Here is a 12,815-nt window from a genome sequence, read left to right as displayed (position 1 = left end):
CCAGAAAGGCTTTTTCCAGAGCCAGAAGAACTCTTCCAGCCACAGAAAGATCTCACAAAAAGAGAATTGGCAGTTTCTCTTTGAATGAAGAATGGGTTTGCCTTTGGTTTAGAAGAGAAAACCAGAATCCTGATTCAGGCCTGCTTGCGGTCGGGACGGATTTTATCGAGGAACAGTTTGCCAAAGACATTGTTGAGAATCAGATAGAATTCTCCGCAATATTCGCCGACTGTTGCCCCCAGATTTTTCTTGAAGAAATAAACGCCATACCCTTCTTCTTCGGGTTGAAAGTTGCCGCTGATCCCCCAGAAGTTATAGCGCTGCAAGCCGTGGTCCAAAGCCAGGCGGATCATTTCTTTCTGGTTGGCATAGGGTCCCATATACCGGGCTAAAGCCGGGTTGCTTCCTCCGAAGAGATAAATCATCTCTGATGGCGTTTCTAGGAAGATGCCAGAGGCCAGAGGAATCCGCTTGCGGGGTTCAGTTTGTTTCAGTTCGGCCAGGGCTGCGATCTCTTTTTCGTTGTGGTTTTTCTGCTCCTGGATTTCCAGCAGCTGGTTGCGTTTCTTTTTGGAGTTTGGCATTTTTTCACAGACTTCCATAGCTGCCTGTTCTTTGGCGGTGAATTCAGCTTCTTTTTCATTCAGGAAGTTTTCGTAAGCTTCTACATCCAGATAAGCGGTCGAGACATAGCCGTGATTTCCAAAGGAGCGGACCAGATCTTTGCGGTGCTCTTTGGAGCCGACACCAAAATGATGCTTTTCAGCGCTGGCTTCTAACAGTTCGTCAAAATCCGTCAGATCGAAATCCTCGGTTCCATCTTTGCGGACAGTCACGATATAAGGCAGATCGGTTTTCTGGAAAGAACGACGGGTATTGCCAGCCATTTCCTTGAGCAGTTCCTGCCATGTGTATTCTTCCAGACCGTTGGCTAGAGCCATTGGATAGCCATGGCTGGTTTCAGGCATGTTTTTTTGGAGGTCGATCCAGGAAACCCAGCGGGATTGTCTGCTTTCATCATAGCCACGCCATAAGCAGCCTTTTTCAAAGCCGATACGTGTCAGCATTTCGCGATAGTCTTCGTTCTGGAAGCCATCCTCTAAAACATCGCCGTTGCGGTCATGCTGCTGATACTCAATGCTGCTTTCCACCAGCCAGACAATGGCTTTTTTCTGTTTCAGTTTTGCGGAGACGCCGGCAACAAAATCCTGGAGGCGTGTTTCGTCCTGAAGCAGTTTTGGATTTGCAGCCACCCATTCCCGCAGGCTGGATGCGTATTTAAACAGTTTCATGGCCGGGCGGAAAATAACTGGAAGGGCATAGAGCAGCTTTCCGTTTTCAGCACCGCCATAAATTTCAATCTCGTCATGAGCTTTCATATAGTTCACAAATGGCATGCTCTGCATAAAGTTATAGGCCATTCTGGAGTCTTCCAGAAACTGTCCGTACTGTTCTGGAGTCAGGGTAAGAATTTCCATTGTGTTTCCCTCATTTCTAAATGTACAGCTGTTTCGGGCTGTCTTTATTTTCAGCAGGTAAGCTTCAATGTCGTTTGGCCAGAAATTATAGTGGTTATAAAGACATTGAAGTTTATCGTATGGTCGTCACGAAAGCGATGAATCTGGATGCCGGAAGACAGGGGGAAGTCTGAAAGAAGAAAGAGTCTCATCGACAGAATCGTCTGATTCAGGAACCCAGACAGATAAGAATTCCATATTCTGCCACTGAAGGCAACAAAAATCAGGGCTGAGAGTAAAGAGAAATTCAGAATCTGGCTGAAAGGCCGATCTCTTCCGGATTTGGTCTCGCTTCCATGGCATAGACTTTTAAAAAGTTTTTTGCAAAGACAAAGAAGTGGATTTTTGTCGCCTTGCTGCCTTGATGAAAGATACGCCGGCAAAAAAGAGCGGTAAAAAGGGCAGCTGGCGGCCGCAAATATGATAACATGTTCAGCGCCGAAAAAAGATTGAATAAAAAGACTTGACCTTTTGCTTCAAATCGGGCATGATAACGCTCGTGAGGTTCGAAACCATCTCGAACGGACAGGCAAAAAGCAGATCCGATCGGATGACAAAGAACTTCTCATATCACCAAGCTGAATTTCAATCGAAAAATTCTTTGAAAAAAAGAGTTGCGTTCGATCTGAAAATCAGTTATGATGATCAGGCATTCAAGTGATGGAGGCTTAGCTCAGTTGGGAGAGCGTCTGCCTTACAAGCAGAGGGTCAGCGGTTCGAGCCCGTTAGCCTCCACCATTATTTGGAGAGATAGCGAAGTGGCTAAACGCGGCTGACTGTAACTCAGTTCCTTAGGGTTCGGCAGTTCGAATCTGCCTCTCTCCACCACTTGCAGGTGTAGTTCAATGGTAGAACTTCAGCCTTCCAAGCTGACTACGTGAGTTCGATTCTCATCACCTGCTCCACTTTGAATGTGACCATGTGATCGCAAGATCGCATTTTTTTTGGAGAGATAGCGAAGTGGCTAAACGCGGCTGACTGTAACTCAGTTCCTTAGGGTTCGGCAGTTCGAATCTGCCTCTCTCCACCACTGCAGGTGTAGTTCAATGGTAGAACTTCAGCCTTCCAAGCTGACTACGTGAGTTCGATTCTCATCACCTGCTCCATTTTGAAGATAATGGTGTAATCGTAAAGGTTGCACCTTTTTTTTATGCCCAGAAGACCTGAAGGTCGTCTGCTTTGGAACGTCTGAAGCGGCCAGTCATTTCATACCCCAACAAACAGTCCTTTTTATTCGCTGGCCAGAAAAAAGTCATTTGGATGTTTTTCTTTGCGCTCAGCTTGTCGATACAATAAAGCCATGAAAAATTTTTGGAAAACTTTTGCGATTGTCCTGCTTGTGATTTTGATTGCGGCAGGCGGCTTTGCGGGCGTTATGTTCTGGCGGCTTTCCCAGACCATTCAGTCGATCGCCAGCCAATACCAGACGATTGAAACTTCCCAGATCGAAATTTCGGACGAGTCGACCCTGACTCAGTTTTATCAGATGCTTTTGCAGGATCTGAACCAGTATGGAGACCTCGCCCAGACTGAGCAGGCCAGCGCCGATCTGCTCACCCAGATTTTTGTGAAAACAATGAAAGACTGCACCGTTCGTTCGATTGAATATGAAGCGGACAAAATCGTTGTCCATGTCCAGGGAATGGCCGTTCCTGTGGATGAGATCAATGCCGGGCTGATTGCCAAAGCTTCTGGCAAAGCGGCTTTGAGCTATCTTGGCCGGGACTTTCTGGGGGCGGCCGGGGCATTGCTTCAGGGAGAAGAGGCCATGAAGCGTTCTTTATATGGGGCATATGCCAATGAGGTTCTGGTCACCCTGAAAGATGAAATCAAAGAGATGCCAGTTGAACCTGTTTTCTATCAGATTACGATTCGGCTTCAGGATGGCAAGTGGATCATTGAATCTGTTAAAACCGAAGTCTCCAGTGAAGACCTCAACTCTGTTCATCGCCTGGACTCTGAAGAATTAAAAGACGCATCGTCTGCAGCTGCTGGTTAAAGCAGGAAGATTCCAGCTTGCTTTTGTTTCAAGATTTTATTCTGTTCTCCAAATCAAGAGGGCAGCCGGTAAAAGACACGAGACTTTTACAAGCTGCCCTCTTTGTGGTTTTTATGAAGCGTGAATCGATAAAGAAGAATCTGAACTTTGAATCCATCTCGTCAATTTTTCTGTTGGTTTCCGGGTTTGGATGTACTGTCGGAAAATTGTGAATCAGTCTTACGCAGCTGGTCAGACAGTTTTGAAATCTGGGTATCCGAAAGTTCATCCAGATGTTCGAGCTGATAAACCATGCCGGCCACCGAGCCGCTGCCATTTTCCCGGACTTTTTCAAAAAGCCAGCTGGCTCCAACTCCAGTGATAAAACCAATGGCCAGGATGCCATACAAACCCAGAATAACCGCCAGCATTCTTCCTGCCAGGGAACTGACAGTCAAATCCCCAAATCCAGTCGTTGTCACCAGCATGAATCCAAACCAGATGGCATCGGAAAGTGTTTTGATATTGGGATCGACCAGCCAGATCAACAAAATCAGGACTGTAAAGACCACCACAAAGGAAACCAGAAAATGCACGGTTTTTGTCTGGCGCAGAATAATCGCAAACAGATCCAGGTTTTTCATCGCGTGCCTTCCTTTCGAATCGACAGGGAGAGATTTCGCTTTTCCTGTTGAGTCATGCTGTCGAGATTTTGCAGATCGTTCAGATGCTTTCTGACAATTGCATCCCGGCGCCTTGAAAGAGACTGAAGGTAGTAGGAGGCGATCAGCCCGGGAATATAGGCTTCCATTACACAACCGTACACACCAAGCAAAATCGTAAAAAAGCGGGCGGAAGATGCAGTGACGGAATAATCCCCAAGCCCAATCGTTGTCGCTACGCTGAATCCCATCCATAAAGCATCACCATAATTTTCCAAAGCCGGATCGCACAACATGATGATCCAGCAGTCTGCAAAATAGAAGATCACAAAGCCAAGCAGCAGTTTGTCTCCGTGCGTCTTTTTGATCATCAGCCAGTATTCTCTGATCGTTTTCATTCGTATCCCTCCATGGCTTCATTGTAATCAACGAAACAGCTTCATCTTTTTGGGATGACTGCCAAGGCTTCTTTACTGTCAGCCAGATTCTGAAAGTTATTGTCTGGGCCAGATCAAAGGAAAGAAGACGAATATCCCGCTCAATTCAAAAAAGCAAAAAAAATACGCCAGTTAGAAAACAGATTTCCCAGCTTCGCGTATATGGGAGTGTCAGGGGAAGGAGAAGGATTCAGTTGAAGTATCGGCGGTCCTAAATTGTTTGCTTCTATTCTAGTCAGAAAGATCCTCGTTTTCCGGCCGGCTGGCCATGGAAATAGAGGTGTTCTTTAAAGAAGACTGTGAGATCGAGCATCAGCCAGCTAACTCTTTTCACTTCACCGAATTCTTCAACGATTCGATACCTGCTGTTTAACGAGAATATCGATTGAAACAGCAAAAATTCCCTTGCCAGTCTGGTATCGAGTCAGGCTGCAGGCCAGCAAAGCGAAACGGCTGCTGATACAGATTTACGTACACAGCGACCAGGTAAATCAGAATCAGGAAGATTACTTTGTCCCTGTACGAAGAAAGGAAGGAAATAATGGTTTTAAAACAGAAGAAACAGCTTTATCGATGGCGTGAAGAAGATTTGGAGCGGTTACGAAATTTTCGCCTTTTAGACGACGATTTTATGACAAAGTGCTTTGAAGGAGATCCGCGGTATATTGAGTTTGTCCTGCGAATTATCCTGGACATGGAAAACTTACAGGTGATTGAGGTTCATACACAGGCTTTTGTGGACAACTTGACCAACAGATCAGTCAAACTGGATGTCTTAGCAAGAACGATTTCAGGATGTACAATCAATGTAGAGATTCAGCGGGCAGATAAAGGAGCAGGATTTGTGCGTGCCAGATACCACCACAGCCAGATTGATTCTAACCTTCTTCCAAAAGGGGAAAAAGTCGAGGATCTGCCGGTAACTTAGGAACTTCGTAAAAGTAATTCCATATTTAATGCTACACATAATTCCCATAATTGATTTTCTCAGTCCGACCGAATCCACTGAGACAAAACTGTGTTTCTGATTTTAGCTTCCATTCGTTCTATACTTTAACCGAAGAACTCGTTTTCCTTTGGAGGTATGGATAATGAAGAAAGCCTACGAACCCAGTGATGAAGTTAATTACTACCTTGAATTCTACAATGCCATGCAGGACAGCTTTGATGAACCAACAAATCGAAAAGCTCTTGCCTGGATCTGCGAAAAGTGTGGATACGGAACTCAGCACTATGTCCAAACCGTTACCCATACTGACCCTAAAACGATTGAGCGGGGCAGAAAAGAACTTCATGGGGAGGTTCCAACTCCAGAGCAGGGACGCCAAAGGCTCAAGGGATCAGGCCGTAAAACGGTCATAGACCATCACCCAGAGATTTTGGATGACCTTCATATGATCATTGACGACCATACCTATGGCAATCCGATGAATCCATTGTCATGGACCACTCTTTCTGAATCCAAAATTTCCGAAAAATTCATGGAAGAATATCAGATTTCTGTCTCCCCTTCTGAAGTTGGCATTCTCCTTGAAAAAGAAGGATATAGCCGTCAGAACAACAAGAAGATGCTTCAGGCAGGCAAACCGCATCCAAACCGTGATGAACAGTTTCAGACGATTAACGCGACCGTCAAAGAATTCCTTGACGCGGGGGACCCAGTCATCTCTGTAGATACAAAGAAGAAAGAGAACCTTGGCAATTTTAAAAATAACGGTACGGAATACCGGCCGGCTCATGATCCCAGACTTGTTTTGGACCATGACTTTCTGGATAAAGAACTTGGAAAGGTCAATCCTTATGGGGTCTATCTTCTCAATAACAATACAGGGTTTGTAAATCTGGGAACAGATCACGATACGAGTGATTTTGCCATAGAAAGTATCCGCAGATGGTGGAATACTGTCGGAAAACCGACCTTTCCAAATGCAAAGCGCCTATACATCAACTGTGATGGTGGAGGAAGCAACGGAAGCAGATGCCGTTTATGGAAAGAAGATCTGGCTAAACTCGCTGAAGAAACAGGACTGGAGATCTGGGTCAGCCATTTTCCTCCTGGAACAAGCAAGTGGAACAAGGTCGAACATCGGCTGTTTTGTTATATCACCCGAAACTGGGAGGGCAAACCGCTTTATGATATCGAGACAGTAGTTGAGCTTATCAGCTCAACAACGACAAAAACCGGACTGAAGGTTAAATGCGTTGTAGACGATCACGAATATCCAATTGGCAAAAAGGTATCGGATGAGGAAATGTCCAAAATCGACATCACACATTTCGGGAATGAAGCACATTGGAATTATATAATCAAGGGGCTTAAGTCTGAATAAATTGGGATTTATTTTTACGCAATTCCTTATGTCATTTTCATCACTGAACATGATGTAATCGGCTGTGGTTTGCCGATTTATCATTTCGAAAAGCGCATCGTAGAAACTGGCCAAATTATTGATGATGGCCAGCATACTCTTTATGTGAATGGTGCGTATCGGGATGAATCCCCGATTGGCAAGCTGATGCATGATTTTTCCTGTACCAAAGCAGATGATATGCATTACAGCCTGCTGGCTGAGAGAGTACGCTTTTTTAAAGAGAGCAAGGAGGGCGTTGATATTATGTGCAAATCGATGGAAGATTTGAGGGACAAGAGCTGGAAAGAAGGTCGTGACCAAACGATAAGGGAAAATGTACTTGGTATGCTTGCGACTGGAAAACTATCTCTTGAAGAAGTGGCATCCATTACTAAAATATCAGTAGAAGAAGTAAAAAAAATCCAGGTAGAGTCTGCTTCTACTGATTAACACTTTTGAAATCATTCGGGTAGAAATCTGAGAACAGTTTTTTGCCTTTATTAAAGAAAAACGTATCACAGAAACAACCCAGAGGATTGGCAATGGCCAGCATACAATCTACGTGAATGGTGCGTATCGGGATGAATCCCCGATTGGCAAGTTGATGCATGATTTTTCCTGCACCAAAGCAGATGATATGCATTACAGCCTGCTGGATGCTAGAGTGCTCTTTTTTAAAGAGAGCAAGGAGGGCGCTGATATTATGTGCAAATCGATGGAAGATTTGAGGGACAAGAGCTGGAAAGAAGGTCATGAAGAAGAGAAGGAACAAACAGTTCTTCGAATGCTTGAAAGTGGAAAATATTCTTTGGAAGATGCGGCATTTGCGGATCTTACGCAAATGTAGTTTTTAACACTGGTGATCAGTAGAAGCCTCTCATTCTGACTGTTTCTCATTCATGATCATTGTTTAAATGACCGTTTTGTCTTCCCAACGTGATTTTTCAATCCAGTCTGCTAACAAAGTTCTGGCATTTAATCCACCACACGTTATACTAGATTGGGCATAAAACTTATGGAACAGGTGTTCAATGTTGGCTCTGCCAAACATGGTACGTTTGACAAGCTTATAGCGGCAGTTGCCGCCTTCAACGAACCCGCTGCTATGCTCATAGGATATTGCGTTCTTGACCGGCGCAATATCTTTTTTTATGCCGTTTATAAAGCCTTGGATTCTACTCTCCTCATATTTGGTACAGAACCAGTCAAGTTTATCTGGATTGTCTCCCATCAATGTCTCATGGAAATCCTTCCAGAGCTGATCGCAGAATCTCACTGCAGGATACTTATCCAGAATCTGTTCGTACACTTTCGCAACTTCAGTCTCCTTCATCTTGTCCCGATCGCTGGTTACCATGTATTTCACGATGTCGTAGCGTTTGATCTGAACCGCTTCAGTGCCCCTGTCATAGTCAAAAGGCTTTATGAGTTCGTCTTTGAGATGAGTATTCTTCATCTGATGAATATAATGCAAGACCGTACCATAACAGGCCCTGCATCCTTTAGATTGCAGGTATGAATAGATGACAGCGGGTTTATGGCCATCAATAACCATTTTATAAATTATATTGATATAGTTATCCATGTCTGTCTTATACTTTGGTCGCTTTCTAACCTCTTTTATTCCTTCAACTTCCTCTTCCGTCATCTTCAGGTATTTTTTTAAAGTAGGATAGGAGATGTCATATTTCTCCTGAAAATCCTTGAACTTAGGCTTCACGGTCTCAGCCCATTCTTTTCGCAAAGAACAGATCATTGCGTACTTATCAGAACAGACTTTTGCCTGTCTTTCATACTGTTCTGCGTAAAAATCGTCACTTTTGGCTTTGTCTTTGATGATCTGGCAGTTTGTTTCGGCAACGGGTGTATTGTCATATTCCACTTTTTCTGGAACAGCAGGCGCGGCTTTCTCTGTCTCAGGTTTTACTGAAGTAATCTCTCCATCCTTTACATAGAGTGTAGATGGAATTTCACACTTCAAAATATCCTTAATACGGCCTACAAGATTCTGGAATAAGTGGAAACGGTCTGCTATCTGAGTACAGTCTGGCAAGATCTCAGAAATCGCTGAAGCAAAAGCGGAAGCACGATCACGGGTTACAATCTTAACCTTCTGGTGTTTTTTCAGCCACTCCTTAAGTGCCTGGCCATCTCTTCCATCAAGCAGCGCAATAACCTGGTGCGTTTTCAGATCGTAAATAGCTGTGTGGTAGGTTCGCCCTTTTCTGGAACTGACGTCATCGACACCAATGGCCTTGATATCAGGGTTATCTACGATTGTAATGTTTTTGTAGATTCTGGTGATGGTATCATGGCAGACATCAATGCCCATGGACTGGCACACGTGTGCTGCCACATTTGCCGAGCAGAAGAGTGAAATAGACAGCAGAAAAACAGTAAGTTCGTCACTTTTCCGCTGATTAAAGCGGTATCCCTTGACAGGAAGCACAAAAGTAACTTTCTTACCATGCTTATTGAAGTAGACAAGGCGTTCCTGGCGAATATGAACATAAGCAGTCTGGCCTCCAACAGGCATGATCTGACAGATGCGTTCCTGATATCCATTTGTGGAAATACATTTTTCACCGTTTGGTCCACTGATTTTCCCGGTTTCTGGAGCATGAATACGAAAAAAGTGGAGGCAGCCATACTTGTCCCGATAATCCTGTCGGTCAGCGTCTTTAATCAAATCTTCACCAAAGAGAGAGGACTCAATATCGTGAACAGGCTTATTCTCTTCGTGAATACGGATAAAACTCAGTTTGTTCATTGTCACCACAGTCCTTTCAGAAACCCCTTAAAGAGCATGAAATTCTATGATAATGAAATAAGCAATAATGAGCAATAAGGTTATTGATTATAGATGCTTAACAAACCTAATAAAGATAATTAATTTATTTAAATGATCAAAAAAGGGACTGTCATTGCGGACAATCCCTACTGATCACCAGTGTTAAAAACTACATTTGCGTAAGAACCGCATTTGCATCTGGTCTTTCCATCGAGGAAGTAGAAAAGATTCAGACTCAAAATGATTCCGCAAACAAATACGCTTAAAACAAATCAAGACAGAAATCTGAGAACAGGTTTTTGCCTTTATTAAAGAAAAATTGAAAATAATTTTTTCAAATATGGTAGTGAGGCATCGAATCAGTCTGTCCGGTTCATCTGATTCACGGTAGAATAGAAGGTATAAGAAGGAGAAGAAAGCTCTCCTGTGGAAAGGACCACTATGGAAAAAGTATCTGATACCGTATTTTCTGTAGGCTGCGATGATTACGATATTGACTTATTCGAAAGTCAGTACAAAGTACCACATGGCATTGCCTACAACTCTTACCTGATTAAAAGTGAAGCAGGTCCAACTCTGCTGGTTGACACGGTGGATCGCCGTAAAACTGACGAATGGCTGGCTCATGTTGATGAAGTCCTTGAAGGAAAACCTCTTGATTATCTGCTCATCCAGCATCTTGAACCGGATCATTCCGGCAGCATCGATGCTCTGTTAGAAAGACACCCGGAAGCAAAAGTCATTGCTTCTGCAAAAGCCTGGCAGATGATGCCAAACTTCCAGGTTCATCCAATTCCGGAAGAAAACAAAATCAGCGTCAAAGAAGGCGATACTCTTGATTTAGGTGACCGCAAACTGCACTTTGTCGCTGCCCCAATGGTTCACTGGCCAGAAGTGATCGTCACTTACGATGACAAAGACAAAACTCTCTTTGCGGCTGATGCCTTTGGTAAATTCGGCACGCGTGATGCCGATGAACCCTGGGAGGAAGAAGGCCGTCGTTACTTCCTGAATATCGTTGGTAAGTATGGCCCGCAGGTTCAGGCTCTGCTCAAAAAAGCAGCAGGTCTGGACATCAAAACCATTGCCGCGACTCATGGCCCGCTGTTAACAGAAAACCTTGGCCACTACATTTCTCTGTATGACACATGGTCCAGCTATAAACCGGAAAAAGAAGGAATTCTGATTCTGGTTGCTTCCATCCATGGCCATACCAACGTGGTTGCTGAGAAGATGAAAGATATCCTTGAAAGCAAAGGCCAGAGCGTAAAACTGATGGACGTTACCCGCTGCGATGTGCATGAAGCGGTTGCCCAGTGCTTTGTTTATCCAAAAATCCTGCTGATTGCCTGCTCTTATGATGCCGGTGTCTTTGCACCAATGGAAAGAATGTTAACCATCCTGACGCACAAAGGATTCAGAAACCGCACAATTGGTATGATCCAGAATGGTTCCTGGGCTCCAAGTGCTGCCAAGACCATGAAAGAGATCCTGGCAAAACAGCAGAATCTGACGTATGTAGATCCAGTCGTCACCATCAAAACCAGCATGAAAGAATCCGATCTTCCTGAAATGGAAACTCTTGCGGATAACCTGATTGCTGCTTAAGGCTGCTAATCGCCCCTGAACATCAGACCAACTGTTCTTCAGCCTTGCAAAAGGCTGCTGTGCAGTTTGAAATCGATAAAATGAACAGCAAGTATTCAGGCAGAATCCAATTACGGGTTCTGCCTTTTTTACGAGTGCATAAAAGCAGGAAAGGGAGCGGCTGGCAGCCAGAAATGAGGGTAATTATGTCCGAATGAGGTTGGAGATCAAGATAAAGCTGGAAGGGACGACACACAGGTGAATACACAGACCAACAGGCGCATATTATTTCAAAACTGCTAAAAAAACGCCCGAAAAACTTTACAAGTGTGGTGATTTTATGCGATGAATTCAATGGATAAAAAACAGTCTGTATTGCTCTTTGGCGAGCAGCAGGCTTGTGATCGATCAGGCTCGTCTTGCAGGAAGGTGTTTTTCTGGGTAAAACGGGATTTAACAGTTGGATAAATAAGGCAATTTTAAAATAATAAGGGCTAAATGATTGAAATTCCGTTATCGGCTCATCCTCCATTTTTCACCTGTCCACTATTCTTTGCATGTCCATCGTCACCAACATGTCCTTTGTTATCAAGCTAGGCGAATACGCCATGGCTTGCCATGGGGATGAAAGCCCTCTGAAAGATGCTTTTGAGATTCAATAATGGATAAGATGCGACCGACAAAAGCGCTAAAAGAAATTTTTGTCTGTTATATATGAACGTTTACGCCTGAAATCAACATTTTAGAGTTTGTTATGATCATTAATTGCGAACGTTTTTAGTCAACCTGACCATGAAAGGGACATTTGTCAGGCCCATCTGGATAAATAAAATAAATGCGTTTTCGGTCTTTTTATTGCGCATTTTTTGCGTCTAATGTACAATAAATATAGAAATAGAAAGCGCGTAGGTCTGCCAGTATTTTGGAGTTACCAGACATACTTTGTACAGAATGATCAAAACTGATAACCTGCCTTATCATCTTTCTATTGGCGGCCATTATATGTTTGATTCTGAAGAGCTGGATGTCTATCTTGGGAAGACTCCAGAAAAGTCGCAAAGAACCGCCATTGGTTATTGCCGTGTTTCTACAAAGAAAAGAATGGCGGACCTGGAAAGGCAGGCAGATGTTGTTGAGATCTATATGCAGAAGCAGGGCTGGCAATACCAGATTATTGAGGATATTGGATCTGGAATGAATTACAAAAAGCCAGGTCTGCTTAAACTGATAGATCTGCTTATAAACAGAAAAGTCAGCCACATTGTCATTACCCACAAAGACCGCCTGCTGCGTTTCGGCTTTGAACTGGTTGAATATCTTGCCAAAAAGATGGAGACAGAAATTGTAATCATCAATCAGGGAGAAGAACGAAACAGCGCCCAGGAACTCACAGACGACCTGATTGCCATCATTACTGTTTTTTCTGGCCGCTTATATCTTATATGGTTCACGTAGCAACAAGAATAAGGAAATAATTGAAGAAACCAGGAAA

General features: G+C 43.8%; 10 protein-coding genes, 5 tRNA genes and 1 pseudogene. 12 read left to right on the top strand and 4 right to left on the bottom strand.

The window, feature by feature from the left end; all coding sequences use genetic code 11:
• Nucleotides 1–134: 134 nt before the first annotated feature.
• A complete protein-coding gene (locus U4956_RS03730; protein WP_323089121.1) occupies nucleotides 135–1,478 on the bottom strand; it encodes a peptidoglycan bridge formation glycyltransferase FemA/FemB family protein in 1,344 nt (447 codons plus the stop codon).
• A 701-nt stretch (nucleotides 1,479–2,179) separates the two neighbouring features.
• On the opposite strand from U4956_RS03730, the gene U4956_RS03725 reads away from it, so the two are divergent.
• The 6 genes from U4956_RS03725 to U4956_RS03700 all read left to right on the top strand — a co-directional run bounded on the left by U4956_RS03725 (nucleotide 2,180) and on the right by U4956_RS03700 (nucleotide 3,516).
• A tRNA-Val gene (locus tag U4956_RS03725) sits at nucleotides 2,180–2,255 on the top strand.
• Nucleotides 2,256–2,261: 6 nt separating this feature from the next.
• A tRNA-Tyr gene (locus tag U4956_RS03720) sits at nucleotides 2,262–2,345 on the top strand.
• A gap of 3 nt (nucleotides 2,346–2,348) precedes the next feature.
• Nucleotides 2,349–2,422, top strand: a tRNA-Gly gene (locus U4956_RS03715).
• Between the two features lie 41 nt (nucleotides 2,423–2,463).
• A tRNA-Tyr gene (locus U4956_RS03710) sits at nucleotides 2,464–2,547 on the top strand.
• A 2-nt stretch (nucleotides 2,548–2,549) separates the two neighbouring features.
• Nucleotides 2,550–2,623: transfer RNA gene (locus U4956_RS03705), tRNA-Gly, on the top strand.
• Nucleotides 2,624–2,817: 194 nt separating this feature from the next.
• Nucleotides 2,818–3,516, top strand: coding sequence for a hypothetical protein (locus tag U4956_RS03700; protein WP_323089119.1), 699 nt, complete (start codon nucleotides 2,818–2,820; stop codon nucleotides 3,514–3,516).
• A 161-nt stretch (nucleotides 3,517–3,677) separates the two neighbouring features.
• Here the strand turns inward: U4956_RS03700 and U4956_RS03695 are convergent, their stop codons facing one another.
• On the bottom strand, nucleotides 3,678–4,139 hold the full coding sequence (locus U4956_RS03695; protein WP_323089118.1) for a potassium channel family protein: 462 nt from the start codon (nucleotides 4,137–4,139) through the stop codon (nucleotides 3,678–3,680).
• Nucleotides 4,136–4,555, bottom strand: a complete 420-nt coding sequence (locus tag U4956_RS03690; protein WP_323089116.1) for a potassium channel family protein — start codon at nucleotides 4,553–4,555, stop codon at nucleotides 4,136–4,138. Before U4956_RS03690 ends, U4956_RS03695 begins: the two co-directional genes overlap by 4 nt.
• A gap of 580 nt (nucleotides 4,556–5,135) precedes the next feature.
• On the opposite strand from U4956_RS03690, the gene U4956_RS03685 reads away from it, so the two are divergent.
• The 4 genes from U4956_RS03685 to U4956_RS03670 all read left to right on the top strand — a co-directional run bounded on the left by U4956_RS03685 (nucleotide 5,136) and on the right by U4956_RS03670 (nucleotide 7,792).
• A complete protein-coding gene (locus tag U4956_RS03685; RefSeq protein WP_323089113.1) occupies nucleotides 5,136–5,522 on the top strand; it encodes a hypothetical protein in 387 nt (128 codons plus the stop codon).
• A 163-nt stretch (nucleotides 5,523–5,685) separates the two neighbouring features.
• Entirely contained in the window at nucleotides 5,686–6,924 is a 1,239-nt protein-coding gene (locus U4956_RS03680) for an ISAzo13 family transposase (protein ID WP_323088158.1), read from the top strand.
• A gap of 69 nt (nucleotides 6,925–6,993) precedes the next feature.
• A complete protein-coding gene (locus U4956_RS03675; RefSeq protein ID WP_323089111.1) occupies nucleotides 6,994–7,395 on the top strand; it encodes a hypothetical protein in 402 nt (133 codons plus the stop codon).
• A gap of 187 nt (nucleotides 7,396–7,582) precedes the next feature.
• Nucleotides 7,583–7,792, top strand: coding sequence for a hypothetical protein (locus tag U4956_RS03670; protein ID WP_323089109.1), 210 nt, complete (start codon nucleotides 7,583–7,585; stop codon nucleotides 7,790–7,792).
• A 63-nt stretch (nucleotides 7,793–7,855) separates the two neighbouring features.
• Here U4956_RS03670 and U4956_RS03665 read toward each other — a convergent pair whose 3' ends face one another.
• Nucleotides 7,856–9,715 carry an ISL3 family transposase gene (locus U4956_RS03665; RefSeq protein WP_323089107.1) on the bottom strand — a complete coding sequence of 620 codons (1,860 nt, stop codon included), beginning with the start codon at nucleotides 9,713–9,715 and terminating at the stop codon, nucleotides 7,856–7,858.
• A gap of 462 nt (nucleotides 9,716–10,177) precedes the next feature.
• Here U4956_RS03665 and U4956_RS03660 point away from each other — a divergent pair, with 462 nt between their 5' ends.
• Both U4956_RS03660 and U4956_RS03655 read left to right on the top strand, forming a co-directional pair.
• Complete coding sequence (locus U4956_RS03660; RefSeq protein WP_323089106.1) at nucleotides 10,178–11,344, top strand: FprA family A-type flavoprotein; 1,167 nt, start codon at nucleotides 10,178–10,180, stop codon at nucleotides 11,342–11,344.
• A gap of 921 nt (nucleotides 11,345–12,265) precedes the next feature.
• A pseudogene (locus tag U4956_RS03655) lies at nucleotides 12,266–12,815 on the top strand (IS607 family transposase); the annotation flags it as partial.

Origin of the sequence: Allobaculum sp. JKK-2023, assembly GCF_034745455.1 — a bacterium.
GTDB lineage: Bacteria > Bacillota_I > Bacilli_A > Erysipelotrichales > Erysipelotrichaceae > Allobaculum.
Note: the sequence above shows the minus strand (reverse complement) of the source record. Positions and strands in the feature narration are given on the sequence as shown.